The sequence below is a fragment of the Salinicola sp. DM10 genome (assembly GCF_017306975.2).
Classification (GTDB): domain Bacteria; phylum Pseudomonadota; class Gammaproteobacteria; order Pseudomonadales; family Halomonadaceae; genus Salinicola.
The window spans coordinates 372772-397775 of record NZ_JAFLEN020000001.1; the positions used below are offsets into that span (position 1 = coordinate 372772).

Sequence of the window (25004 nt, forward strand, 5' to 3'; positions counted from 1 at the left end):
ATACAATGCCAATGCCGCCACCCGATGTCGCCTTCGGATTGATATTCGGCCTGCCGTTGCTTGCCCTGCTAGTCATGACTGTCGTTCCGCCATCATGGCAGAACGTCCAGGGCTGGTTGCTGATCAGCTTCATCGGTATCCCCGGGTTTCTGATCGTGGTGGCATTGGCTGTAAACCTGCCGATGCTGCTGTTCGGTGCACTGTTCCTTGGCGGCGTTGCCGCCGCCAAGGTGAAACGCTGATCAACTGCCGGCGCGCTGCTCAAGGATCTTCTCGCCCAGAATCTGCTGGATCCGGTTCTTGAGCGCGGTGAGCCGATCGATTCGTTGCCGCTTCAGCTCGCCATCGAGGTTAGATCGACGAATCGCCTCGATCTGCTTGCGCACATCGTTGAGCTTGCGCTGCGCACGCATCAGCGGTTTGCGTAGCTTCAGCACGTCGGCCTTGCTTCTGGCCAGGGCGCGGGCCTCCTCAAGCCGCCCCATCTCGCCCATCTCCTTGACGTCGGCATAGGCGCGCTCTGCCTCACGAAGGCCGTCATAGAAAACGGTGCCGTATCGGGTATAGCGCGGCTCGTCGCCCAGATTGGTGTAGAAGCGCCGGATAGGCTGGTACTCGTACCAGCGCTTCGCGGGCTCGTCCTTACCGTCAAACACGTTCCAGGCCACGTCGAGCGACCCAGCCGCCCAGGCGCCAACTTGCCCCAGATAGCCCTGAATCAGATAGTCGACCTGCAGCGGCGACAGTGCCGCCGGATTGGTCTCGGGATTCCCGATCGCCCCAAGGGTGTGGTTGAGCGCCCAGCTTGTGCCGCGCGCGACCCGGGACGTGCTATCGCGCCGGCGCAGCATGGGTGAAAGGCGCTGATCCCCCATCCCCTCGATCGGCCGATCGGTGAACGAATCACGGTTGGCGTAGACATCCAGCGCCGGCTGCATCATCTGCGGCACCGGGCTGAATGCGAACGTTCCAGTCAGCATATGGCCCATCCGCTGGGCAAAGAGTGCGCCAGTCGCTTCGTCGTCGACGAACTGCTGCGTGATTCGCTCGGCCATCGTAGCGATCGCCCCAACCTCGAATGGCTTGGGAATGAAGAACGCCTGATCGCCCACCTTGAAGAACCAATAGGTGTCCTTCTGCCAGTCCTCCAGCTTCTGATAGTCCTCGTCGTCACGGTTGTTCAGGTAGAGGGCAATGGTGGCCAGCGTGGTAACGCCCGCCACGGACCAGAAGCGCGCAGCGGCCTGCTTGTCGCTCACCCCGGCCTGCCCTTTCCCGAACGCCGCACCGAGTACGTTAGCGCCGGGCTTGATGCCGCTACGGTAGATCTTGTCGAGCCCTTGGATGCGGGCATTCAGGAACGGGACGATGTCAGTCAGGATGCGCACCGCCGGCCAGGCGCCGCGGGCGCTGAAGTCGATCAGGTCTCGAGCTTCGAACGCAGCCTTGAGCTTTCCATAGTCCTGGTTCTGATCGTAGATCGCTGCGCGGTTGACGTTCTCGACGAAGTTGTTGACGTCGCCCCACTTCGCCCACCCGGCCCGGATCAGCTTCGCCGGCGCGGCAACGACAGACGACCTTGAGCCCGGGACACCGACAACCTTAGCGTCGCGCAGATTGCGCGTGAGCTGAGCGCGCAGCTCGTCAGGGTTGTTGCCGTAGAGGTGGCCGAAGTGGAAGCTGCCGCCAGCCGCCAGCATGCGGGCCCGCTTTTTCTGATCGCGCAGTGTGCCCGCGCCGTCGTAGATATTCTTGAAGACGTTGGCGCTAACCTCATTGGTGGCCACCGCCTGCAGGGTGTCACGCATCAGGTTGGCGGCGATGAACTGCGGCGTGGTGGTGGTCATGTTGGTGAAGACGCGCTTGAAGCCGCGCATGATCTTCATGATGGCGTTGTTCATGCCCGGGTGCGCGAGTGCCGAGACCGCGCTGAATACCATCGGGTCGTTGATCTCGTAGAAAGTCTTCCTGCCGCCCTGCATCACGAACGTCGATTTAGTGGTGTCGCGCCCGCTCTCGGGCACGACATGCGCGATGCCCATGGCCTCCGCATTGGTCATTGCCTGCTGCGCGGCCTGGTTCTTGAGACTGGCATCGAGCAGATGATGGAAGTTCATCATCGTGTTCTGCAGCAGGTCGTTGATGTTGTCGGTACCGCCCTTCAGCCGCTTGTAGGCCTGCTGCCGGGAGAGTCCGCTGGTACAGAGCTGCACATTGACGTCTTTGTCGTCCTTGAGCCGGTAGAACGGCACATAAAACTCATCACGCCACATCGCCCGCTGATCGGGACGAATCACGCCAGACTGCTCGGCGATAGCCAGGACGTCGTCGCGGTACTGCTGGAACTCGTCGAAGGCTTTCTGGTAGCGCTCGCGCCGGCTACTGCCGTCGGCCAGCCGCCCTTCGTTGAGTTGCATGCCGGCACGAATCTCCGCTTCCGTGAACAGGAACTCCCGACCCTCGCCCGCCAGCTTCGACGAGCGGTTGGCGGCGATCCACATCATGAAGCGCTCGATCTCCGCTGGCCGGCCGAGCTGGCCCAGCACGGCGCCAAGGCCCTTGGCGTCGTCGTCGCGGATGTCGATGACTTTCTGGTCGGGGTCGAGATAGATGCGGCCATTGTGAAGCATGGCATGCAGTGCGCCGCTGGCAGCGTTCGACATGCGGGCCAGCACCCAACTGGAGCTGGTGATGTCCTCGGCGAGCGCACCATCCTTGCCGAAGCGCTTCTCGTCCAGCTCCTTGAGCGCGGCGTACTGATCGACCATCCCCTGGCGAATGCGCAACATGGCGCGGCGAGTTAGGTCGCGATACCAGTCCATGGCACGTCGAGTCGCGGTTTTCGAGCCGAACTTAGCCATGAAGTCGCGCTGTTCGGCGTCCAGATCGTCGAACTGGTCGGCGGTGGGCTCGCGCCGCGGGCGCAAGCTGTACAGAGAGGGGTCTAGAGGTGCTTCAGGTCCGGATCGACTGCCAGTTGCTCCCTCGCCCAGGCCATCGACGTTTGCATCTCGGAGCGCAGGGATTCGATCTCGGAGTTCGTCAGGCGATAGACGTCCGCGCTCGAACGTGAGGAGCGTTCGGGCTTCTGACTGGGTGAGGCCTTCGAAGCCGTAGCCGAAGGCGGCACGCCATTGGTCTTCAACGGAACCGAATCGGTCACGGACCTGGTCCAAAGTGGCGGGATCTACGGCAATTTTCCGCGAGAACTGCTTACCGGTCAACGCGGCAACACCGAGCACCCGGCCGCCCTGGTCTTCGATGTGGGTCTTGAGCTGTGCCAGGGTGCCGCCCTGGGTCAGCGTGTCATCGATCAGCAGATAATCGCCATCGGTCACATCGCCATCGAACGTCGGCTGCCGCTGCAACCGCTCCATCGCATTGGCGCCGGTACGCGAAACGCGCTCACGTTGCGCAAGGGTGTCGACCGTCTCGATGCCGAGGCGATTAGCCAGCACCTCAGCAGTCATCGCGGGGATCCGATTGCGTCCGGCGCTTTCCTGAGCGAGCACAGGCACGATGCGCGGTTGAGAGCCGGCGGGGATCAGGCCGCGGACCTGTTCAACGAACTCGGGCGTGACGGCATCGCGAGCAAGGCGCAGCGCAGCCCTGTCGTCGCCGGCCTTCGCCGCCTCGTAATCAGGATGTTGGCTCGCCCAGCGAAGAGGATGCGCCAACACGGCATTGGGAAAGTCGTCTTGCCAGCCCCGACGCGAATACCGTTGCTCGCTGTCACCGCGGCCTGTTGCCTGGCTCCGTAGGAAATCGCGCGAGCGCTCGCCCAGCGCCAGAACGTCGGTATAGGTCCAGTCCATCGCCGGGAACAGCCGGCGCAGCAGCTCACGAATCTTGGCCACGGCGCGCTGCCACACCTTGGGGCGATACCCTTTTTCCAGAAGGTGGGCGACCATCTCCTCTGCAATCGCTACCTGATCATCGGGATCGTTGCGATCGAGATGGGTGTAGGTGTCGAGCACCTCCTGCAGCGCCTCACGGCCGCGCTTGTCGTGAGGCAGTGACCTGTAGAGCTGGCGCATCACCGGTACGATCTCGTCGCCAAGCACTCCACGAATACCCTTGTGGCCTACGGCCTCGTGCACAGCGGTCTGGATCGCTTGCTGCAGTGAGTCATTGTTACCGGCGACGAGGTAGAGCTGATCGCCGATATACAGCCCGCGCACCTCGTCGGCGTCTACGCCATCCCGCAGCATCTGCAACTGAGAGGCCAGCGGCAGTTCTGACGTGGAGCCGATGACGCTGATGTCGCCGAGCTGGTCACGCATGCCTTCGAGCGCATCAATAACCTGGTCAACGCTTGGGGGCTCCCACCCTTGGCGATCACCACTACTCTCGCGCTTCGCGTACATCTGCTCGCCGTGGTCCGTGACTCCACCACGCTCGATAAGCCGCTGGGCCTCCTGCAGGGCGCCATTTGGCCCGGCAAGCTGGCTAACAGCCTGGCCACTGGCGTCGATCACCTCATACAGGCCATCGTGGACCTTGGCGATTCGATATTGGCCCACTTCCGTGTAGCTCCTGGCGCTGCGAGACTGCCCCGAGTAGCCGGTGTATTCGAGCGGCTTGTTTCGGCGCCTCGCTGTCGGAATCTCATTGTCCGGTTGGCGGCGACCGGGAATACCGGCTTGCGCACGGTCGCTCTCCCGGCGGCTCTGATCGGAGCCGGCCGGCTCGCTAAGTGCTTGGCTCGCATGATCTTGGGCCAACTGCTTCGCTTCACGCACGGAGTTGCCAGTGGCGAAATTGTCACCTCGCTGATAAGCCTGTTGGTCTTTGAACACCATCAGCATAGGGATACGTTCACCGCCGACCTGGAATCCATGATCAACGATCAGGTTGCCATTACTTCCGTCCCAAACCCGGCTCTTGCCTCGTCGCTGCCAGGTTATCGGTGCATTCGTTGATGGCCGCTCACGACCCGATTCGCGGGAAGATTCAGCGCCATTCGAGTCCGTAGCGTTGGTGCTCGCGCGAGATGCCGCCCTGTCTCGCGCGCGCTGCTCGATCCGCTGACGCGCTTCAGCGCGCTGCTGGGATTGGCTTGGCAAAGCCTGCATGAGGTCGTTACGACGGGCGAGTTCATCATCTGTCGCGAAATGTGTTCGAGGCAGGTAGATATTTGAGCCAGCGCCCCGCATTCCCTGGTTATATCGCTCGTCGAGCCTACTTGTGAGGGCGTCCAGTTCTGCCCGGATCTCGCCTGGCGACATCTGCTGGGCGATCTCTGCCGCTCGGCGTTCAGAAGCGGGGGTGTGTTCCTCCTCTAGGGTCGCATCGCGCCCGCCTGCTCTCGGTGCAGTGCGCTCACTGTCACGATCAACCAGCTCCTGCTCGTCGTAGGTCGACAGCAGCGAATCGTCTAACCCCGGCTCTTCTGAAGGTGCTTGGGCACGATCAGCTTCTTGCCCTGAGGCCGTCTCGCCTGAGCCTGTGCGATCCCCTCTCGTAGCGTCTCCGCCACCGCCGGGTTGTCCGTCGTCCGTCGCAAGTGGATCTTGTCGCGTGGCTGCATGGGTGATGTCCTCGTTAGATACCGGGTCGTCGAAGAGCGCGCCGTTGCGCTGACTCTCGGCACGGCGCCGCGTGGCAGCGGCGATCATCGCGAGCGAGTCGGCCAGTCCGCGGCGACTGCGCGCGTTGTTGGCCATGAACATGGCAAGCGCCGCTGTATCGCGCGGCACAGCCTGAGCAAAGGCGTCGTTTTGCCCAACTAGCTCACGTACAGCCACCCCAGAGGTGCGCGCCTGCCGCACGACACGCACGGCATCAACGACCGTGTCGATCATGGCCGCGGCTTGCTCGCCACCGTAATCGCGCGCGACAGCGAAGTCGGGCGCAGCCGATTGTAGCGCCAGGGTGAGGTTACGCAGACTGCCTTGGCGCTCGGTGACCATCTCCAGCATGTCGGGCGAGGGTCGACCCTGCTCGTCGGCATAGCCCTTGGCGAACACGGCGCGCAGCATGCGCTCGCCGAGCTCTGCCGATGGCATGCCATCGCGGCCACGATAGCGGCTGGCCTCGTTGTTGCCGAGGCGCTGGGCGAAGCGTCGCGTGAACGCGCGATTGGATGCCGCCAAAGGGTCGCCGCTCTCGTCAGTGGTCCACTCTGCCATGTCCTCGGCACTCAGCCGGTCAGCATCCGCCACTGCCGTCTCGAAAGGGGTCATGCTGGCCACGTCTGCCTCGTTGGCCCGTCGGGCGAATTCAGCGCGGTCGATACTCCCCGTGCGCTCCCGCACCAGCACCGGGTTGCGCATGCCGTTCACCACCTCGGGGTCGATGCCGAAATCCTGAGCGCGCTGCTGCACGAACTGCCGATAGCGCCGCGCCTGCGGGCTGCCACTGCGGTAGGCCTGGGCGATGGCCATGGTGCGACCATTGCCGGATTCGACGACGCCATCCGGGCCGACGATCGGCGATCCGCTGCCGGCATCCATGGACTCGGCCAGACGCTCGGGGTTGAGCCGCGCGGCGATGTTGCGAACCTGCACCTGGCTGTTCTTGCCAGTGCGATCGCGCGGCTGCAGCTCAGCGGGAAATGCCGGGTTCACTGCGCCGTCGGGATCGTTGGACGGCGTCAGCTCGTCGAGGTCCATGACGCGGTAGCGGACCGGAACCGGCGTGTTGTCTGCCAGATAGGCCTGCGCGCGCCGGCCACTGGTCTGCTCCCGGCGGCGGTGTCGGGGCGTGTCGGCCGCCTGGGTCGGGTCGTAGCTGCTCTTGGGCGCTTCGCTCGCCGTATCTGTAGCGCGAGCACCGGCGAACGGCTGATCCATACCAGTATTTGCATTGCCTCGGCGCGCGACAGGCCCGTCGCCATAGATCAGGCTTTCCCCGGTTTCCTGATCACCCTGGCGAAGCCGCGCGGCGGGCTGGGAAAGGCGCTCGTCTGGCGTGCCGTCCAGCATCTCACCGCGCCGCGGCGCCGGCCCGGCCGCCGGCGGCCGGCCCGCCGCCTCAAGCTCTCCGTCGAACTCATAGGGCACGGGAAAGGACGCCGGGCGCTCCGGCATCAGCGACTCAGGGTCACCGTAAATCTCGCGATGGATGTCGAGCCCGCGCTGGCGCAGACGTGACCCCATTTCCCGGTCGCCAGCGGCGTCGCGCTCCATGGCGCGCACGAAAAGTGCCTTGGCATTGCGCAGCCTGGCCGCGTCCTCGTCGGCCCCCACCTTCTCGGCAACGCGGATATCGTTGTCGATGCCAAGCCGCCGCTCGCGAGGGTTGGGGATGGTGCCGGTGTCATCGGTGGCTTGCGCTTCTCCGGGCGGGGTATCGGCTGCGCGCAGCTCGTCGAGGGGCACGAACGACTCTTGCCCGTCGCGCTCCACTCGGGCATAGCGCCGACCAGCCTCATCGGGCTCCGGTTCGATGCCGCGGATACGCACGGGCAAGTCGTGGTCGGCGTTTTGCCAGACGGCGGCGCCCTCTTCGCCGAACTGCTCGCTCACCTCAGCCCGGGAGCGTTCGTCAGCACGGCGACGCTCAAACCACTGGCGCGCCTCCGCATCCAGATCAGCCTGGTGCTGCTCCTCAGCGGCAGCGATGTCCTCCGGTCCGCGCTCACGCACCAGATCATCAGGTGTCGGCATCCGCCGGCTTGGTAGCCTCTCGCCCATGGCGGCCCCCAGACCGGCATGCCCGCCACCAGCCACGGCGCCGAGCACGACGTCGCCGAATGTGCCATCCGTGGTGTCACGGTTGCCGCCAGTGGCCTGGTTCTGCGCCGCGCGCCCGGTGACAGTCTCGGCGGCTTCCTGCGCCCCTTCCGCCGGCGCGTCGACGGCCAGGCCATAACCCAGTCGCCGGCCGACACCGCCGCCGATGGCCTTTTGGAACGGCCCCAGGATGTAATGGGTCAGCGCGCCGCCGCCAGCAGCGACAGGCGCAGCGCCGGCAAATGCCGCGCCCCGAGCGGCGGCCGCCGTCTGGCGTCGTGCCTCCTGCGGCTCCAGGCCCTGGCTCACCAGATCGCGATACATACCGGAGTTCTTCGACAGGTCGTCATCGCTCTGCTGCATGACGTACTGCTCAGCGTCCTCGCCGGCGGCGCCCCCGCCCTGAAGCCCACCGACGCCGGCCATCGCGAGGCCGCGCGCCTGGCTGCCCGGCGCCAGCAGCGCGGCAGCCTGGGGTGCAAACTGTCCAATCAAGTTGGCAATCTGCATGCCGTAGCCCGCGGCGCTGGGATCATCGCCCAGGCTCCAGGATGACGGATCAGTGATGTCGCCTTGCGGTGTGCTGTCGGCTCGCGCCTGTTTCGCCGCCTCGGATTGCCGCTCACGCAGGGCGTCACCGCCATCCTGGAAGTAATCACCGACACCGCGTGCGGCTGAGGCTGGGCTATGACCACCCAGCGCCCGGTCGCCAGCATCGATAGCATCACCTAGCCCGATAGAGCGCAGCCCTCGATCGACCCATTGGCCACCTTGGTCGAGCAGCTCCCCTGCGCCCTGCAAGACTGCCCCGGTGCCCTCCTCGAGCCCGGCGCCGAACTCATTGACGTAATCCATGACGCCGACACCCTCAGAGGCATTCTCCTGCTGTCCGAAGACGTCGCGCTCTGTGCGAGTGAAGAACGCGCTTTGCACCTCCGCCAGCAGCGCGGCTGGCGCGTTGGGGCGGATCTCACGATCGAAGAAAGCACCCCGCACCGCTTGCCGCTGGGTCGCGTCCAGCGCCTGAAATTTCTCGCTCTGGGCGACCTGATCCCACTTGCCTGCCACGGGCAACTCCTAGATTCCGAGGTCGTTGAGGAACGCGTCAGCGTCGAAGTCGCCAGTCGAGCGCGCGCCAGTGTCACGCGAAGCGGGGCCGCTCGTTCCGCGAGGCAATTGAGCCTCGCCCGCGCCGCGCTGGCGATCGCCGCCGGGGCTCCATGCGTCTTGCGCGAGTTGATCGCGACGGCGAACCAACTCAGCGCGTTCATTAAGAAGCTCCTGTGATGCTGGCCCAACGCCGGTATCGCCTTTAGAGGCCTGGATCGCTTTATCGAGATCGCTGATCTGTCTGCTCATGAACTTGAGCTGATCCAGCCGCCGCGAGTAACTGCTGTCGCGGGATGGTTGCGATGTCATCTCGTATGCCGACTGGATGTCGGGTGCGATGCCCTGCTGCACGAGCCACTGCGCTTCCTTCATCGAGGACGTCGGCGCATAGCCACTGGTGCCGCCGCGCTGAGGCGCGCGCCCTACTACCGAGCTCATCTCGCCGGTGCGAGTGTTGCGTTGCAGCAGGCTGCCGCCGGGGCCTTGCACGGTCTCCCAACGATCCTCTCGCGCCGCCTCCGGCAGGAAACCAAGCTGACGGCCGTAGGCCAGTGCCCGCTGCCGGGCCTCCGGGGAGAGCGCGCCGCGGAGCTGCTGGTATCCCGCCACCTGGTTGATGATGTCGCCGACGTCGGTCTGCATGACCTCGTCGTCCTCGCCGGCTTTGCCGCGGTTGCGCGTCATGGGCGCGGTGTAGCGATTCCCGTCCTCGTCTTCGACGTCCAGGTCGATCGCCACGGTGCCCGGATTCTGGCCCGGGATCATGGCGCGGATGCGCTTCTTGGCGCCGTGCCCGCGGTTGATGCGCGGCCCAAACAGCGCGTTGACCGCTTGCAAGGACTGGGCGTCGTTGATGTCGGCCGGGTCGTTGGGGTCCATCACGCGGCGCGCCTGATCGATGGCCTGGCCCACCTCGTCGCTGGCGACATGCCACGGCGCCATCCAGGGGTTGCGCTTGAAGGCTTCGAGCTGCTGCTCGTCCAGGTCCTGGCCGGCGGCGAGCCGCGCATACCCGCTCTGCGCGATCATCTTGTCCTGCTCGAGCTGGTGCGCTTTCTGCTGCTGGGCGAACTCCTGCTCACGCATGTCCAGCCCGCGGGCATATTGCTGCGTGCGGGCTTCGTCGTAGCGCTGCTGACGCTCCTGGTTGTTGATCTGCATGCCGAGGCCGAGGCCCTGGGCCAGCCCGTCGGCGAGCCCTCGCGTGTCCAATCCAGCCATGCCGTCCTCCTAGAAAAGTTCGCTGGCCAGCAGCCCGACACCGGCGCCGATGGCCATGCCGGCCGGGCCCCCCATCGCACCGAATTGGGCGCCCGCCATGGCGCCGACGCCGGCACCCATGCCGATCATCTGGGTCTTCTGCTGGCGCGCTGCCTGCTCCATCTGATCGCCGAGCGCCTTGTCGCGGCGCTGATCGCCGGCGATGTCGGAGAGCCCCTGAAGTGCCTCGCCTTCCATCTGGTCGCGCAGGCCGAGTAGTCCGTAAGCCATGTGTCGCCTCCCGGCGAGTTACTGGTTGAGCACCTGATCGGGGATGTTCGAGAGCCCGAGCCCGCCGCCGAGGATGGCGTTCTGGCGATCTTGGGCCGAGACCCGGGCGAGGTTGGCAGCCGACGCCGTGCTCGCCGTCTGCGCGATGTTGGCCCGCCGCGAGTTCGCCTGCTGCTGGCGCGGGGTCATGTCGATCCCGTATCCCTGCCGCTGCATTTGCTGCGCCTTCTCGCTGTTCTGGTAGGCGTTGGTCATCGAGTCAGCAGCCTGCTGGGCGGCGTTGCCCGGCACAGCGGAGTCGGTGGCGTAATCGCCCAGCGTCTCGACGTACGGCAGAAAGCGGGCACGGTAGTCCTCCCACTGCGCCCGCGAGAGCTGGCCGAATAGCTTCGAGGCGCCCTGATCGCCCGCGAAGGCCTGGCCGGCGTCCACAAGCTGCATGCCAGACGACTGCTCGGTGCTGGGCATCGAGAGCCCGAGGCTGTTCTGTGTGCGTGTCACCATGGGTCACCTCAGTAGAGCTTCAGGCCTTGGCCTGGCGCGTAATCGGGCTGTGCTGTTCCGCCCATGGCGAGCCCCTGGCCCGCGGAAGGCAGATAGGAGCTGCCAGCCATGCCCGCGGCAGTGCCGAGAAGTTGGAGATTCGCCGAGCCGCGGTTGTAGCTCGTCGCGGCATCGCTTCGCGCATCCGCCGCGGCCTGACTGGCGACGCCGGAAAGGCCAGCCTGGGCCTGGGTGGATTGCCCCTGGCCCATGGCCAGGATGTTCGAGAGCCCGGTGAGCTGCTCGCTCTCCTGCGAGAACTGCCCGCGGCCGGCCGTTTCACCGCCGGCATGGGCAGCATCGAGCGAAAGGCCAGACACAGCAGCGCCGTAACGCCCGCTGCTGGGATCGATGCCGCCCTGGGTCAGCGCCCGGTCTGCCTGAGCGGTCGTCTCGGACAGCGCCTGCATCTGCCCCTGGTTGGCCTGCCCGCGGATGTAGCCCATCTTGCTGTCGGAGGTCATCTCGCCGACCGCATCCATGTAGCTATCCTCGAGCGGCGCCAGGTTCTGCTGGGCGTAGTTCCACTTCTCTGCCGCGACCTGGGCGAGGGCCCGCTGCTCGGGGGTGTCCTTGACGCTGGTGTCGCTCTTGCCGCCGCCCACGCTCATTGGTTGGACTCCTGGCAAGCGACTGTGGCGGGCTCGCTGGGGTCGCTGCCGTCAGTCTCGGCATCGGCCAGGCCAAGCCCAGACAGGTAGCCGTGGAGCCGCTCGTCGTGGAAGTATTGCCGGATCACCGGGCCGACCTCGCGCATCCAGTCGTAGCCGCCGACGAGGCGCGCGCACTGGACCACGACGCCGGCGAGCTGGTCGCGCATGACGAACGCCAGCGTGGCATCGTGCTGCTGGCCGGTCCGCTCCAGCACGGTGCTATCCGTCCAGTCTTGCAGCGCACTGGCCAGCAGCGGGCGCAGATAGGTCTCGTTCTGGCGATAGAAAGGGTTCTCGGGTAGCTCGATCAAAGCTTCCCAGTAGCTGCGGATGACGTCGCCAGCACTGACGCGGGTGTCACCATCCACGATGTCGTCGAGCGTCTGAGAGATACGGCCCAGCGCCTCGCAGAAAGCGACGGCGGGCTGGACGTTGCGCAGGACGTTCTGAAGGAACTGCTGTTCGGTAGTGTTCATGGGCATCCTCACGATGTGCCATTGCGACGAGTGTATCAGCGCAGCGATGTGTCGCTGATCACTCGACCAGGATCAGCCGGTTGTTATGGCCCTCGATACGGCCAGACGCCACGGTCCCATTCGTGACCCTCCCCAGCGCGCTCATGTAGTCGGGTGGAAATTGCTGCGGCCCGAACGGCTGGGATGATCGGGTGTATTGCGACAACGTCTCTTCGAAGCACACCGCCCAATCGCTCAGCCTGTGCGAGTAGCGACTGAGGTAGTCGGTGGTGCTGTGATGCGTCATGGCCAGCGTCTTGCGGCAGAGCACGGCGCGGGTCGTATAGGTCCACCAGCCGACGATGACCCAATCACGGATCGGCTGATCTTCGAAGTACTCGACGGTGACCCAGTCACAAGTCCTCACCCGCTGGTAACCACTGCCCGGGACATACTGGTACTCGTACCAACACTGATACTCCCGGCGAGTGCGACGCACCTTGCGGGTGCCTGTTTGCTGGTAGCGTCGATCAGCCTGGGTGGTCGCGGTGACCTGGGTTGTGTACTCGAACGCGGGGACCGCCGGCGCGTTGAACACGTAATAGTGCCCACCGGCAAGGTATCCGGTGCCGCCGAGCTCGCTGCGCGAGTCGCGCACATCGGCATAGCGGTGGTCGGAGTGGAACACCTGTTGGCCGCCGGCGTTGCGGATCTCGACGCCCCAGCCACCGCTGATCGGCGTGGCAGGCTGGTAGGTGCGCCAGTACAGCGTGCCCGCGCCTCGCACGTAGACCCGCACACCGGTGGTCCCCTGGCCGTCGGACAGATAGCTGAGCAGGGCCACATCGAGCCCGGGGTGGCGCGCAGCCACCACCAGCGACGGCACCCCGCGCGGCTCGATCTGGATGTCATGGATGCCCTCGCCAACGCGCCGGGCGCCACTCCCGCGGTACACCAGGTTGTCGAAGTCGTCATCGATCGGCAGCCGGCCGTTGATGCCGTTGACCAGTGCGCCCCAGCTCATGCGTCACTCCGGCACATAGGCGAACACCACGATACGGCTGGCACTGCGCATCGGCCGCGCCCAGTCGGCCAGGCCGTTCACGTAGTCCAGATCGGCCTGCGTCAGCCCCGGCTCCCAGCTGAGAACCTTGGCCCGACTGTCGTAGGTCAGGCGGTGGCCGACATGGCGCATGTACTGATCGCTGTCGAGCGGGATCGCCTGCGCGGTGAACTCCATGTTCTGCGGCACATTCAGCGCGATGCTGCCGCTGTGCCACGACTCGACGTCGCGCTGCAGGATCAGCTTCGTCAGCCGGGTGGTCAGCTCGAACCCCAGCTCGCCGCCCGGCGCCCAGGTGCGAATCCCGAAGCTCATAGGCGGCCGATCCTGACGCGCAGCGTGCCGCTCTCGTCGTAGACGGAGATGCGGTCACCGCGCTGCTCAAGCCGGCCGCCCTGGCCGGTGGAGTTCATCTCCATCTCACCGTTGCGATACAGCGCCCAGGCCGGGCGCCCGTTCTGGCCTGTCTTGGCCGACTTCATGTCGCCGAGCACCTGGGCAAAGTTGATGCGCAGCGAGTCGACGTCGATGCTGTCGGCGCGCAGCAGGCCGCCCAGCGTCGTGATCGGCTTGCCCGACTTGTCGGTCAGCTTGCCGATGGTGATTGGCCCAAGCTGCCCTTCCTGGATCGAGCCCTGCTTGATGCGGGCGTGATTGATCCACGTCTCGTCGCCGTCGACGATGAAGGGGCGGACCTTGTTCTGGTTGGTGCGCCCGACGTAGAACCGGTCGGCATCGAACCCTGCCGTGACAGTCCGGCCATCGTTGAAGACGCCGAAGCCGCCCACCAGGCCGTTCGCTTGCACCTGCACGGTCCAGCGCGCGCCGAGCTCAACGAGCTTTCCGTCGATGCGCTTCACGTCTGCGGTCATGTCCTGGCGCACCGCCGCGACGTCTTTGCCCAGCGAGGCCTGGGCGTCCGTGATTCTCTGCGACAACGCCTGATCGGCCTGCGTCAGCGTCTTCTCCGTGGCCTGCAGGCGGGCGTTCACGCTGCCGGTGCCGATACCGTCGATCAGGTCGATGCGCTGGCTCAGCGTCTTGGCCAGCACGCTCTCGTTGATCTTCCCGGTGATCGATCGCAGCATGTAGTCGGTGTCGGGGATCAGCTCGGCGTAGGTACCATCGCCGCTGTTGGGCGGGCCCTCCACACCTGCGGTCGATGTGAAGGTGACCCAGTAGTAGAAGCCGCCGCCCTTCTCCGGGTCACCGACGTCCCGCAGATAGTCGCTATAGACCATGCCGGAATCGCGGCCGACAACGATCGCGTTGGCGAAGTTGTCGACCTCGCTGCGGTAGATCGTGGTCAGTGCATGATTGCCGTAGAGCGTCTGCGGCACGTCCCAGGTCAGGAAGATCAGGCCGAAGCTGCCCACGGCCGCGAACCCGGTCGGGCGCGGCGGTGTCGCCATATCCTCGACAACGGGTGTCGGGATCGCGTCGCCGGGAACCAGGCTGCCCGTGCCACCGGGACCTCGAAACTTCAGGATGCCGGTGTCGTAGAGGTCGCGCAGAGTCAGCTTGCGATCGAGCTTATTGCCGCGCGAGCCCTCGCCGACCTCGACGATCTCCTTGAGCGCCTGCAGGAACGCCCGCGACTTGGGGTCAACGCCGGCATCGACGTTGGGCAGCGTGCGCCGCCGGGTACTAGTTGCCATGCGTACCTCACGGTAGGCAGTCGGGATTCAGGGAAGCTCGCTGGCGCTCGTTGCGAGGTGCGCGGCGTAGATCTCGCCGGTGGTCTCGAGTTCGGTCTGCCACTCGCGGCACAGCGCGAAGCCGGCGGGCAGGCGGACCATGCTGGCGCTCTCGATTTGCGTCTCGAGCACCGACTGGCCGTCGGCGAACAGCCGCATCATGACCGGGTACTCGGCAGCGATGACCTTGGCGCAACTGAAACCGCCGGCGCCGGGTGCCACCTGGGTGATCGGCGAGCGCCACCGCAGTGCCAGCCGTTCACCCTCACCCCATGCCACCAGCCTGTCGTCCTGGATCAGGTAGAAGACGTCACGCTGGTCGTCGTAGTAGCCGGCCTCGGCCTGGACATCGAAGCTGTCGATGCCATCGCCGGGCGCGAACGCGATGCAGCCCTCGTCGTGGAAGGCGTAGTAGCGGCCATCGAACCGGTAGCAGTGCATGGTCGCCGGGTTGAGGGCCGCCCACTGCTCGCGCGAGAAGACGTTGCCAGTGACCAGCTTGGCCTCGCTTCCCCCGGCGGCGACGATACCGTCAGGCGAGGCGTACAGCGCATATCCTCCCATGCTGACGACCGAGGCCTTGGCGACGCAGGACTGCTGCACGTCGAGCCGCTGTTGGGCCATGGCCGCCGGGTCGGTGCCAGTCACCAGTGACGGCTGCCCAGTGGTCAGCACCACCAGGCCGCCCGGGATAGTGGCGATGGCCACCACGGGGTCGCTGAACGCCAGCTCGTAGGCCGCCGGCCAGGCGTGGGGCCGGTACGGTACGCAGAAGCCGACGGTGTTGCCGTAGAAGCCGGCGAGCATGCCATTGCCCATGTCGGTCAGGCCGCGCATCTCGGGTGCCGGCATGTCCCATTCGGTGCTGGGCAGAACCAGCCCCAGCTCCTCAGAACGCACCGCATCGCGATAGGTCTTGGTGCCGACCGGCACGTCAGCGACGTACTGGTACTCGTTGCCGGACTCGGACCGGTAGAGCCGCATCGCCGTGATGTTGTTGTTCGACGACGGCGTATCGGGCAGCGTTACGATCACGTCGCCCCCCTCTGGCAGGTCATCGGCCGCATCCCAGCGCGTCACCATCTGCGACGCCGTGCTGGGCGCACTCTCCTCGCCGTAGTTGGTGATGCAGGTCACGACGTAGACAGTGTCGACCGCGGTCAGCGGCGGCCAGTCTATCGCCTCGTCATCGGGCCGAACTCGGTCGTCTGGCTGGGCGGCGCTCGGCGCGCCCTCCGGCGCCGGCACGCCAAGCTGGTAGCTGGCCGAGGGGTATGGACCAGCGCCGCGGGTCAGTATGTCGATGCCGCCCATTTTCGGCGCCCCGTCACCGGTCCAGTAGACGCGGGAGTGCGCGTCATTGGCGATCGGCGAGCGCACCGCGTCGACATCCTTGCCGCGATCCCACGTGAACCAGAACCCCGCGCCATCATTGCCGGCGTCGTAGCGGTAGAGGTTGCCAGGGCGGGAGACGCCATTCAGATCGCCGGACGGCGCTGGTCCTCGCTCGGCCTTCAGCGTGCCATGCCGCCGGTAGGCGTTACGGGAGACCGCGGCCGCCTGAGAGATGCGCGGGTCGATCAGCGGCGTCTCACCCTGAAAGGGCCCGGTGTGACTGATCAGCATGGCCTAGCGCGCCCCGCTTTCGACCCAGACCGCGGCCTGCGCCTCGCCGGCCAGGCGCATTGCCTCGCGAAGCTCCGCACGGCTGGCCTGAATCACGGTATTGTCCGCCAGCACCCACGGCATGGCTTCGCCGTCATCCAGCCCGGCAACAGCACGCGCCATCCGGTTCTGGCTCACCTCGTCGCCGTCGAAGGTATGCCCGGCCGACGTGGTGACCTGGATGCGCTCCACTTTCTCCGAACGCCCAGCCTTAAACGCCGAGCGCTCTCGCTCAGCTTGGGCTGCAGCGACTTCGGCGGCGGTCGGGGCCGGTGTGGTCTTGAACGTACCCATCAGATCTTGATCTCCCTCTCTTGGGTCAGCGCCTCCCAGTCGGCGAGTCGCGCTTCGAAGTCAGCTTCGGTTTCGGGACGGTAGTCGATGACCTCTCCGGCATCGTCCATTACCGGCGTGTGCTGCATCTCGCGTTCCGGGCGCGGGCCGTACCAGCCCAGCGCCCACACTGTGACTTCGCCGCCGGATTTCTCAGCGCGTAGGATCGGGCAAACCGGCAGCACATCGCTGGCGAAGCCGTCGAATTCGCCATCGGGGGCGTCGGTGAAATCGAAGGTGTCGGTATGCTCGCCGATGGTAACAGTCAACACCGGCCCGGCTGCCCGGTATTGAGCGGTATTGTCGCTTCGCTGGGGTAGTATGATCAGCTTCATGGCTCTTTACTTCCACCTCCCTGTAGCTTGCAGGAGCACATAGGCTGCCGCGTTTTCTTCAAAAAAAGGTGCAGAAATGTCTGTCTTGAACACATCCACAAAGACATACTGATTACTAGATTTGCTTATCAATGCCACCTGAACGCCATCTTTGTCATACGAGGGGTATATCTTTTTATCGGAACCACCCGGGACATTGCTGTTGGCATATTCCATTGTTGCGAACGGCCGCGGGTTAATCACCGCGTACGGATATGTCCAGCGAAACTGCAAATAGCGCTCTGAGGACGACGACCTAACTGCCATCGCCTCGAACGTCATCACCAGCGAACCATCAGCGTACTTGATGTAACGACCGTTGCTGTTCTCGCCGCTCTCGATGACGCCTGGTAGACCTGCGCCGACAGAGCCGACCATATTTTTGTTATTGACGAAGGTAAGCGCTTCAATACCGCCGTCAGCGGTTTTCCGCAGCGTGTATAGCGCCGTACTATCTGGAACAATCCACACCGCGTTAATCAGCGAGCCTGACTTACGGGTTAGAGCAATACCACCATAGTAGTTGGACGACCCTGGCAGGCCTTCTGTATTCGCGCCATTGAATTGAAAGAACGTGCCATATTCAGGCAGATTAGCCGGATTTGTGATGATTTGAGACCCTGCAGAGCCAATGCCAAAAGCCCCGACCTCCATCAGTTCACTAGCTGCCGTCCCCACATTCCGTGTCGCCGCCGTGCCCATCTCCTGACCGCGCACAGTATCCGCATCCACGCCCGACCCGGCTCCATCTACCGTCAGCAGCTTGGCGAGCACGTCCTCTGCCGTGTACGCACCCGAGTCCAGCTTCTTGGCGATCTGAGCACTCACCGTTGCGGCAAAGTCAGCATCGTTGTTCAGTGCGCTGGCGAGCTCCTTGAGCGTGTCCAACTGGCCGGGGGAGGAATCGACCACCCCAGCCACCGCATTTTTTATCTCGCCACGCAGCCCGGCGAGATCGACACCCTGCAAGGTGCTGGCATTGAGCCCTGAATCATCGCTGTCGACCGTCAGCAGCATCGCCAGCAGCTCTGCCGGATTGAACTCGGTAGCGTTCAGCTTTCGCGCCAGACCGCTATCGGCGTGAGCGATGGCGTCGCTCAAAAGATCGCGAAGTGACTGCGCGGTGAGGCGCGCTTCGACCCGCTCGCCAGCTGTATGGATGCGCTCGGGAAACTCGAAGCCGCGCTCGACTGTCAGGTTGAGCTCGCCCGACTGGCCGCTGGTCACGGCTGTCACGCGCACCACCTCGATGTTCTCGCCGTAGCGCGTGGTATCGCTGAACAGCGTCAGGAGAAAATAGTCGCCGTCGGCCAGTGCGCTGGGCAGGTTATCGGGGTCGCGCACGCGGATAACGGTCTCGCCGGCGGAGATCGACTTCGCCAGCACCGCACGGGCATTGTTGAGGAATAGCTGGGGCATGGTTTACATCTCCACCACGATGATGAGTAGTTCGACTTCCTTGATGCGGCTCCGCGTGTAGATCAGCAGCGTGAGCTTGTACGACTGGCCACTGGCACCCCCGGCGACCCAGACCTTGATCCGGTCGGGCTCGACGCTCCGCTGCGTGACCGCAATACCCGCCGGTGTTTCGATCTCCACCCCGGTAATCTCGTCTTCGGGCTCAAGCCAGTCGGTGAGGATGACGTCGTAATCCAGGTGGTCGCGGGGCTGTTTTCTGAAGCTCTTCATGCGACGCGGTACTCTCGGCTGGTGTAGGGCACGGTCAGTAGCCGCTGATCCGCGGTCAGTCGAAGCGTGCGACGACTGTTGGCCGCGCGGGCGGCATTGATCTTGAAAGTGGTGCGGTCGATAACGACACGCGTAGTGGCCACCGAAGCGCCCCGCCAACTGAGGCCGCCGCCGTTGAGCATCATGCTGCCCAGCGGCCCCTCCCCGACCTGCTGCAGCGCCCATGTGTCGACGTAGTGCAACCGACGAGCCGCGGCCGTTGTGACGGCATCCGCTGAAGCGTGCCCTTCGGCGCGGATGACGACGTTGCGTGGCACCAGTGGTCGGATATCTGCCTGTGACAGAGCATGCTGAGGTGTGGCGCGAACGGTCACGATCGCGGCGTCGCCGGTCGCCATGGCGCCAGCGTCGACTGGGGTGGCAACGGCACTGTGTTCCTGTCGCGGCGCTCCTATGGACTGAGCATCAGCCGTCGCATCGGCGCCCACCATCCAGCGCGCCACATTGATCTCGGCGCGCAGGGTGACGCCGCCAACGCTGATCGAGCTGCCACGGGCGTAGGCATAACGTACCGGCCGAGCGGCGGCATCCGCGGTGGCGGCAGCGGCACCCCGCCCATCGGTGATGACTCGGGCGATGGCTGGCACCATCTTGGCAACAGCACTCGCACTGCCTGACGCGAGCTGCGCAGTCCAGCGGATGCCGTTACCTGCGCTGACAGCCAGTGCCTCAGCAACACTTTCAAAGCGCCGCATGACCGTCGGTTCAAACGCGGAAACCCTTGCCGCGGCCGGGAAGGACATTCGGGCGGCCACCCAATGGGTAGTAGTGCCAAGCGCACCGGTCGCGACTGCCGTGGCCACTGCTCTGCCCCCAAAATCTCGAGCGATCAGGACTCCGTCGATGCGGCACTCGGTATAGGTCGGGCGTGTGATGGGTACGGCCACTGCCCAGCGCACCGCCCCCCCAGAAGCGACGGCTCGCGCTCGTGCGCTACCAACGGCATAGGCATAGCGAACGTCGTCACGGATGACGTCGCACACCCCGAAACTCTCCGCACGACCGACGGCCATGCCACCAGTATCGTGATGGGTCGTGGCGTTGATGCCGGACACAGCCTGCCCAATGGCTCGATCCGGTCTCGATGCCCGCGCCACGATGATGGCGCTGGGATCGATCGAGCCAATGGCATAGGCACGCGTGAACCCGTAGCCGAGGATGGCGTTGGGCACAGCACGCGTGAAGGCGCGGGCGATTGCCGAGCCGCCAGCACTGACTTGGTGAACGTGGAGACGCCGGATTCTGGCTTCGTCGGCAAACGACAGGCCTAGGGCCCGCATCGGGCGGGCGCGCATCCAGCGGGTAAGGTCGTAAGCCAGGGGAGTAAGAGTGGCCGTGCCGATAATGGCCAGCGCACTAGGCTCTATGAGCCGGGTGGCGAGCACCTGCGGTTCGAGATTGATGCCAGCAGTGGCCACCGCCCGGGTGTCATACGATGGGGCGCCGTTGAGCATGGCGCCGTTGAGCGCACCATCACCTGCGGGAATGCTGTCGCCGCGTAGCCTGGCGTAGCGGGTCGATACGGCCGCCGAGCCCGCCCGGGCCACGGCCATCCCTTTGGCCGGCACAAGCCTCACAGCCGACCCACCGGCTGTGGCGGACGCCGCAATAGGGTGCGTGCCGGCGCTGCTGATCCGCCACCCGTCGGCCGGTTGGGCCAGGCAGGTTGCCATGGCGACACCGGACATGCCGGCAACAAGGCGGCAATCACCCTGGGCCGATGCATCAGCTGACGCCCTACCGATCGCCCTCACCACCCGCGTGGCGCTGCCGACAGCGGTAGCACGCGCGGCCACCGGCACACCCTCACCGTGCGTGTAGCGCCGCGAGGCGTTGATCGCGACGTTGTTAAGCAGAACGGCGGTCGTCATCGTAGGCGTTTAGCGCAGCACGACCTGGATACCGCCGACATCGATCGACAGCACGTCATTGATCTGCAGCGTCTTGGCGACGGTGAACGGCGCGTGATAGAGCAGGTTGCCGCCCGACTGAGCGTCGTAGATTCCGTAATGCGACACGGTGACCTGGCCGTCGGCCACCGGCGGAAACTGCACCAGCTTCGCATTGCTCGACATGGTGCCGTCGCCACTCGCGGTGGGCGCTGTCCAGCCCGACTCGATGCTGCCGCCCTTGGCAGCATCCTGGCGCAGATAGCCGGAGTCCGACACTTCGTTGCCGGTGTTGCTGTCGGTGGGATCGCTGGTGAACAGCGCGATATAGATCGTCGACGGCACGGCCAGCGCGGCGCCGCGCAGGGTATGGCCGAGGATGCCTTCTTCGAGATAGTCACTGAATGACGACATGGTGCGTTACCTCACGGTAAGTTGCTGGTTTTTCAAATGAAGCGGCGCATCTTTACGCATGCACCGCCAATTCCATGCCCAAGGCTAGAGAGCTGCCGGGCGCTGGCCTTGGCGCGCTCGAAATTGTCACGGTAGTGGCGAGCCATATCTGGGTCGCGCCATGGCTGGGGCATGACGAGCAGCCGGTAGCGGGCACCGTCGCAGAACGCCTCGCCCCATCGGTCGCATACCACTGCAGGCGGCATTTCACCCACTGTCGGCCGACAAGCCAGGCTGCCGTATAGAACAGACTCGCTAGGCCGCCGGTCGAAGTGAATCGAGGTCGCCGAGACCTGGGAGAACCCCTCTCCCTGCCGTCGCTCGCCCCCCTCCAGAGCGAGGCTGAGGATGCGCAGCGGCTCCCCCTCGTCAGACAACACCTCCGGGTAGTCGGTATTGGCAGCAACGACGACAGGCTGGCCCTCAACCACCCAAGCATCCGCATCGGTGCAGAACGCCCGCGCAGCCCATGCAAGCGCATCGCGCACCGTCATCAGCGGCGCTGTAGGCACATCGACACTCACCATTTGCGTCATCTCGACGAGATTCATGCGCGGCTCCGCGGCGGGTTCGAAGAGCCGTCAGGCGCGTTGGGCGACAACGCCCGGTCGATCTCGACCTTCTGTCCCAGCGCGGTCGATACCGCCTGTAGATGCATCTGGGCGCGATTGAGGTTGGCGGCGTGCTCAGCGTCCTTGCTGTAGGCGCGGAACAGGATGTAGTCGGTCAAGCACGGTGCGTAGCTGTCCGGCAGCCGAATCGGCTCGCTGGCGAGGCCCTGCAGCCCTTTGCCGACGTCATGTGGCTTCGGCACCGCGGAGTAGATCAGCTCCACCTCGGCGCCATTCGCTGCCGGCGGATAGACATAGAAGTGCGTCGGATCCTGATCATCGAACACGTACTGCTCGATATCGACGCTCTTCGGGTCCGCGTGCCAGCTCCGCCGGGTGGTATCGAGCGCACGTCGAGTCGTGATCATGATCCCCATCATCAGGCTTGATGCCGTGGTATTGCGCACCACGTCAATCAGCCGGAGACCATCAGCCGGAATCTCCTGCCGAGTGCCTTCTTTGAGTTTGAGCGTCGCGTTGACGCTCGATGCATCCGGCTTCACCTGGGTGACCGCCTGGTAGCCCTCGTTGAGCCAGCCGATCAGCTCTTCGTTAGCCCAGCGCGTGCCGGCGGCCGTAACTTCCTGCAGCACGAGCTTGGTGTTGTTGATCACGGTCCCGACGGTGGTGACGGCCATGCATCAGACCTCACGCATGTGCGGCAGATTGGCGAGCGCTGCCGTCCAGACGAGTCGCCGTCCGTTCTGGGTGTTCTCCAGCATGCGGTTGCGGCGCTCGCTGCCGCTGCCAGCCACAGCGCCAGCCTCGGCACCCTGCGTTGCCGGGTTGACCTTGGGCTTTCGCGGGAGCTGCTCGGCGGTCGGCACGTGCTCGTCTGTGGGGCCGCCAGTAACCGGTGCGTCGTCGGTCGGTGTCGGCGAGCTGTCCGCTTGGGCGTCGGACGTTTCCGCGCTCTGCTCGCCGCTCCCTTCGCCCTGGCCTGCCTCGTCCCCAACGCTGTCGGCATCTTCGCCGGCGTCGCTATTGGAAGACGTATCGGCAGCCTCGACAAGGTCGGCCCGAATGCTCTCGATACCGCGACGCTTGTCGACGTCGACGCCGAGATGCTTCTTGCCCAAGGCTTCGAGTGCCTCCTTGGACTCCGCGACTTCGAGCTGCTCGACCAGTTGGTCTTTGGTCAGTTCGGTCATGCGTCCTTCTCCTATGGATGCAGAGAGGGGGCGCCCGGAGGCGCCCCGACGGTCACGCGCGAGCGGCGTAGAGATGGCCGACGGCATCTTGGTCGATGACCTTGGAGCCGAAGACGTTCAGGCCGCGCACCAGCTTCCCGAAGTCACTCGGGTTCGGGAGCGTCTCCATCTCGGTCATCTGCGAAGCGAAGGTGAGACCCTTCTTGTGACCGAAGAAGACGTTCGTGGCCTTTTTGCTGGCCCCGGCGTCATCGACGATCGACAGGTTGTTGGAGATGTAGACGGTGAAGCGGTCGAGCATGCCGACCTTGCCGTTGCGGAACACCGACGTGCTGTCGCCCATGACCGATGCGTCGCGCAGGTCGGACTTTTTGAGCATCCCGTTCAGCCAGGCCGGCAGGATCAGGTAACGGTTCTCGTCCGGTACGTTCTGCTCGTCCAGGACGGAGCCGCAATCGACCAGCACATCCAGGATGTTGTTGCGGTCGATCAGCACCGGCGCGCCGGCTTCGCCAAGCTGGTACCCGCCGGACTTGGCACCGGCCTGGTTGCCAGCGTTCTCGGGGGCGGCATCGGCGTAGTGCTTGCCCAGCAGCGCGGTGTCGATCTCGATCTTCATCTGCTGTCCGGCATCATCGGACCAGTCGTCCATCAGCTTGATGTCCGACTGATACGCATCGACGTCGTTGACCTCGAAGGCGAAGTACTTGGCCTGATCGATCTGGAGCTCCACCTTGTCGCTGGTCGGCTTCTCGTACGTGAGGCCGCCGCCGACCTGGTAGTCGCGGATGGTGATGCCGGGTGTGGTGCGGATCTGGACGGTGTCGCCCTTCTGGCGAATCTCGCCCTCGTAGTCGGTATTGGCGATCTCGCCGTAGCACGTGCGTGCGTACAGCTTCTCGATCATCTTGCCCGACCAGATTTCGGGGATGAATCCGGCGCTGGAGCCGGAGCTATAGTCAGGGTGCGTCGCGGCGCGAGTCGGACCTGCCATGTGTCTATTCCTTGAGTGACGCCGTCACGGCGTGACTACCGCGCTCGCTTAGTGGACGCGGCCTTGCTGCTGTGCGGCAAAGATGTCGGCTTCGACACGCTCGCCCTCTTCTTTCGAGTACCGGCCTTGCTGACGATCACGGTAGAACTGGGAGATTTCCTCCCGAGTCCAGACCTTTTCGGCCGCCGGCGTCTGGGTGCTGCGGGTCTGACGGGGCTGCACCTGGTCTTCGGGAATCTCCCGCTTGCCGGATGAGGCCCCGTCACTGTGGGTTGAGGACTGCGTGCCGCTGGAGTAAGCGTCGAAGATGTCCGCTACCCGGTCCGCGTCGAGCTGCTGCTGGGCGTCGGTCAGCAACTGCTGGCGCATGACGCCAGAGAAGCGGTCGACGTCGCCGAGCCACTGCAGGAACCCCGGGTCTTTGTTGATCTCGCTCAGGCGCGGCACACGCTGAGAGAGGCGCTCCCAGAATTGCGCTTCGAGATCGTCGTTGCGCGCCTGGTCTTCCTGCTGCAGGCGCTGCTCGATTTTCTCGACACGCTCGTCGCTGGGGCTCGCCTTCGGCAGCTTGTGCTCGATGAGTGAGTTCAACGCGTCGACCAGGTCGGAGCCGTATTCCTCCTTGAGCTGATCCAGTTTGGTCACTTCGCCGGCCGTTAGATTGCCGTTCGCGTGGCCACCGGACTGCTCCATCTGGGCGATCCGCTCGTCGCGCTGGCGCAGCGTCTCTTTCAGCGTACGATTCTCATCGGTCGCGGTACGGAGCCGGCCCTCGCTGACATTGAAGCGGTGACGCCAATAGGCGGCGCCCTGCTCGCTGTCGGCCTGGGGCTGGTGTTCCGCCTGACGCTGGTCAGTGGGCGGCGTGTCGTCCTGGGAGTGCTGGCCGTCGTCGGTTTCCTGCGAGTGTTCGGAAGCCGGGGGCGCGACGTTGGCCTGGTCGTCGGCTGCCTCGGAGTTTCCGAGCTGCTGGAAATGCCGTGCAGCGGCATCGGCTTGTTCCTGGACGCGATGGGGTAGAGACATCTTCGGTTCCTTCGGTGAGCCGGCATCGCCGGTGTTCACGGTTTGGGGTCAGTGTTCGGCCGCGATGGCCT

Annotated in this window: 22 protein-coding genes; 1 reads left to right on the top strand and 21 read right to left on the bottom strand. The window is 64.9% G+C overall.

The window, feature by feature from the left end; all coding sequences use genetic code 11:
• The first annotated feature begins 5 nt into the window (after positions 1-5).
• Complete coding sequence (locus J0A90_RS01650) at positions 6-242, top strand: hypothetical protein (RefSeq protein WP_207035622.1); 237 nt, start codon at positions 6-8, stop codon at positions 240-242.
• On the opposite strand, the gene J0A90_RS01655 is transcribed toward J0A90_RS01650, so the two are convergent.
• The 21 genes from J0A90_RS01655 to J0A90_RS01755 are packed head-to-tail and all read right to left on the bottom strand — an operon-like array spanning position 243 to position 24933.
• Positions 243-8744, bottom strand: coding sequence for an LPD38 domain-containing protein (locus J0A90_RS01655; RefSeq protein ID WP_207035624.1), 8502 nt, complete (start codon positions 8742-8744; stop codon positions 243-245).
• Between the two features lie 9 nt (positions 8745-8753).
• Positions 8754-10007, bottom strand: coding sequence for a hypothetical protein (locus J0A90_RS01660; RefSeq protein ID WP_207035626.1), 1254 nt, complete (start codon positions 10005-10007; stop codon positions 8754-8756).
• Between the two features lie 9 nt (positions 10008-10016).
• Positions 10017-10277, bottom strand: a complete 261-nt coding sequence (locus tag J0A90_RS01665) for a hypothetical protein (RefSeq protein ID WP_207035628.1) — start codon at positions 10275-10277, stop codon at positions 10017-10019.
• 18 nt (positions 10278-10295) lie between these two features.
• On the bottom strand, positions 10296-10781 hold the full coding sequence (locus J0A90_RS01670; protein WP_207035630.1) for a hypothetical protein: 486 nt from the start codon (positions 10779-10781) through the stop codon (positions 10296-10298).
• An 8-nt stretch (positions 10782-10789) separates the two neighbouring features.
• Positions 10790-11431 (bottom strand): hypothetical protein, encoded by a 642-nt coding sequence (locus J0A90_RS01675; RefSeq protein WP_207035632.1) that lies wholly within the window; start codon positions 11429-11431, stop codon positions 10790-10792.
• Positions 11428-11949 (bottom strand): hypothetical protein, encoded by a 522-nt coding sequence (locus tag J0A90_RS01680; protein WP_207035633.1) that lies wholly within the window; start codon positions 11947-11949, stop codon positions 11428-11430. Before J0A90_RS01680 ends, J0A90_RS01675 begins: the two co-directional genes overlap by 4 nt.
• Positions 11950-12007: 58 nt before the next feature.
• The gene (locus J0A90_RS01685; protein ID WP_207035636.1) at positions 12008-12952 is read right to left on the bottom strand and encodes a hypothetical protein; all 945 of its coding nucleotides are present in this window, start codon (positions 12950-12952) and stop codon (positions 12008-12010) included.
• 3 nt (positions 12953-12955) lie between these two features.
• Positions 12956-13306: a hypothetical protein gene (locus J0A90_RS01690; RefSeq protein ID WP_207035637.1), complete on the bottom strand. Its 351-nt coding sequence runs from the start codon at positions 13304-13306 to the stop codon at positions 12956-12958.
• Entirely contained in the window at positions 13303-14649 is a 1347-nt protein-coding gene (locus J0A90_RS01695; protein ID WP_207035639.1) for a hypothetical protein, read from the bottom strand. The genes J0A90_RS01690 and J0A90_RS01695 overlap by 4 nt, the downstream gene beginning before the upstream one ends.
• A 27-nt stretch (positions 14650-14676) precedes the next feature.
• Positions 14677-16314 (bottom strand): hypothetical protein, encoded by a 1638-nt coding sequence (locus J0A90_RS01700; protein WP_207035642.1) that lies wholly within the window; start codon positions 16312-16314, stop codon positions 14677-14679.
• A 3-nt stretch (positions 16315-16317) separates the two neighbouring features.
• A complete protein-coding gene (locus tag J0A90_RS01705; protein WP_207035644.1) occupies positions 16318-16647 on the bottom strand; it encodes a hypothetical protein in 330 nt (109 codons plus the stop codon).
• A complete protein-coding gene (locus J0A90_RS01710; RefSeq protein ID WP_207035647.1) occupies positions 16647-17021 on the bottom strand; it encodes a hypothetical protein in 375 nt (124 codons plus the stop codon). Before J0A90_RS01710 ends, J0A90_RS01705 begins: the two co-directional genes overlap by 1 nt.
• A 6-nt stretch (positions 17022-17027) precedes the next feature.
• The gene (locus tag J0A90_RS01715; RefSeq protein WP_207035649.1) at positions 17028-18479 is read right to left on the bottom strand and encodes a hypothetical protein; all 1452 of its coding nucleotides are present in this window, start codon (positions 18477-18479) and stop codon (positions 17028-17030) included.
• A 3-nt stretch (positions 18480-18482) separates the two neighbouring features.
• Positions 18483-18749: a hypothetical protein gene (locus tag J0A90_RS01720; protein ID WP_207035651.1), complete on the bottom strand. Its 267-nt coding sequence runs from the start codon at positions 18747-18749 to the stop codon at positions 18483-18485.
• Entirely contained in the window at positions 18746-20680 is a 1935-nt protein-coding gene (locus J0A90_RS01725; protein WP_207035653.1) for a hypothetical protein, read from the bottom strand. Before J0A90_RS01725 ends, J0A90_RS01720 begins: the two co-directional genes overlap by 4 nt.
• A gap of 9 nt (positions 20681-20689) precedes the next feature.
• On the bottom strand, positions 20690-21112 hold the full coding sequence (locus J0A90_RS01730) for a hypothetical protein (RefSeq protein WP_207035655.1): 423 nt from the start codon (positions 21110-21112) through the stop codon (positions 20690-20692).
• A 32-nt stretch (positions 21113-21144) separates the two neighbouring features.
• Positions 21145-21702 carry a hypothetical protein gene (locus J0A90_RS01735; RefSeq protein ID WP_207035657.1) on the bottom strand — a complete coding sequence of 186 codons (558 nt, stop codon included), beginning with the start codon at positions 21700-21702 and terminating at the stop codon, positions 21145-21147.
• On the bottom strand, positions 21699-22400 hold the full coding sequence (locus J0A90_RS01740) for a DUF6682 family protein (RefSeq protein WP_207035659.1): 702 nt from the start codon (positions 22398-22400) through the stop codon (positions 21699-21701). Before J0A90_RS01740 ends, J0A90_RS01735 begins: the two co-directional genes overlap by 4 nt.
• Positions 22401-22403: 3 nt before the next feature.
• Positions 22404-22913 (bottom strand): hypothetical protein, encoded by a 510-nt coding sequence (locus J0A90_RS01745; RefSeq protein ID WP_207035661.1) that lies wholly within the window; start codon positions 22911-22913, stop codon positions 22404-22406.
• A 52-nt stretch (positions 22914-22965) separates the two neighbouring features.
• Positions 22966-23907 (bottom strand): hypothetical protein, encoded by a 942-nt coding sequence (locus tag J0A90_RS01750; RefSeq protein WP_233076407.1) that lies wholly within the window; start codon positions 23905-23907, stop codon positions 22966-22968.
• 48 nt (positions 23908-23955) lie between these two features.
• A complete protein-coding gene (locus tag J0A90_RS01755) occupies positions 23956-24933 on the bottom strand; it encodes a hypothetical protein (RefSeq protein WP_207035662.1) in 978 nt (325 codons plus the stop codon).
• Between the last annotated feature and the right edge of the window lie 71 nt (positions 24934-25004).

What these genes read in the sequence shown, in the direction of transcription:
- J0A90_RS01670 (WP_207035630.1), bottom strand. Translation starts at nt 10,781, where the DNA reads ATGGTGACACGCACACAGAACAGCCTCGGGCTCTCGATGCCCAGCACC.
- J0A90_RS01720 (WP_207035651.1), bottom strand. Translation starts at nt 18,749, where the DNA reads ATGAAGAGCTTCAGAAAACAGCCCCGCGACCACCTGGATTACGACGTC.
- J0A90_RS01750 (WP_233076407.1), bottom strand. Translation starts at nt 23,907, where the DNA reads ATGGCAGGTCCGACTCGCGCCGCGACGCACCCTGACTATAGCTCCGGC.
- J0A90_RS01710 (WP_207035647.1), bottom strand. Translation starts at nt 17,021, where the DNA reads ATGAAGCTGATCATACTACCCCAGCGAAGCGACAATACCGCTCAATAC.
- J0A90_RS01755 (WP_207035662.1), bottom strand. Translation starts at nt 24,933, where the DNA reads ATGTCTCTACCCCATCGCGTCCAGGAACAAGCCGATGCCGCTGCACGG.
- J0A90_RS01700 (WP_207035642.1), bottom strand. Translation starts at nt 16,314, where the DNA reads ATGCTGATCAGTCACACCGGGCCCTTTCAGGGTGAGACGCCGCTGATC.
- J0A90_RS01725 (WP_207035653.1), bottom strand. Translation starts at nt 20,680, where the DNA reads ATGACGACCGCCGTTCTGCTTAACAACGTCGCGATCAACGCCTCGCGG.
- J0A90_RS01695 (WP_207035639.1), bottom strand. Translation starts at nt 14,649, where the DNA reads ATGGCAACTAGTACCCGGCGGCGCACGCTGCCCAACGTCGATGCCGGC.
- J0A90_RS01685 (WP_207035636.1), bottom strand. Translation starts at nt 12,952, where the DNA reads ATGAGCTGGGGCGCACTGGTCAACGGCATCAACGGCCGGCTGCCGATC.
- J0A90_RS01690 (WP_207035637.1), bottom strand. Translation starts at nt 13,306, where the DNA reads ATGAGCTTCGGGATTCGCACCTGGGCGCCGGGCGGCGAGCTGGGGTTC.
- J0A90_RS01660 (WP_207035626.1), bottom strand. Translation starts at nt 10,007, where the DNA reads ATGGCTGGATTGGACACGCGAGGGCTCGCCGACGGGCTGGCCCAGGGC.
- J0A90_RS01675 (WP_207035632.1), bottom strand. Translation starts at nt 11,431, where the DNA reads ATGAGCGTGGGCGGCGGCAAGAGCGACACCAGCGTCAAGGACACCCCC.
- J0A90_RS01680 (WP_207035633.1), bottom strand. Translation starts at nt 11,949, where the DNA reads ATGAACACTACCGAACAGCAGTTCCTTCAGAACGTCCTGCGCAACGTC.
- J0A90_RS01665 (WP_207035628.1), bottom strand. Translation starts at nt 10,277, where the DNA reads ATGGCTTACGGACTACTCGGCCTGCGCGACCAGATGGAAGGCGAGGCA.
- J0A90_RS01715 (WP_207035649.1), bottom strand. Translation starts at nt 18,479, where the DNA reads ATGCCCCAGCTATTCCTCAACAATGCCCGTGCGGTGCTGGCGAAGTCG.
- J0A90_RS01730 (WP_207035655.1), bottom strand. Translation starts at nt 21,112, where the DNA reads ATGTCGTCATTCAGTGACTATCTCGAAGAAGGCATCCTCGGCCATACC.
- J0A90_RS01745 (WP_207035661.1), bottom strand. Translation starts at nt 22,913, where the DNA reads ATGACCGAACTGACCAAAGACCAACTGGTCGAGCAGCTCGAAGTCGCG.
- J0A90_RS01735 (WP_207035657.1), bottom strand. Translation starts at nt 21,702, where the DNA reads ATGAATCTCGTCGAGATGACGCAAATGGTGAGTGTCGATGTGCCTACA.
- J0A90_RS01705 (WP_207035644.1), bottom strand. Translation starts at nt 16,647, where the DNA reads ATGGGTACGTTCAAGACCACACCGGCCCCGACCGCCGCCGAAGTCGCT.
- J0A90_RS01650 (WP_207035622.1), top strand. Translation starts at nt 6, where the DNA reads ATGCCAATGCCGCCACCCGATGTCGCCTTCGGATTGATATTCGGCCTG.
- J0A90_RS01740 (WP_207035659.1), bottom strand. Translation starts at nt 22,400, where the DNA reads ATGGCCGTCACCACCGTCGGGACCGTGATCAACAACACCAAGCTCGTG.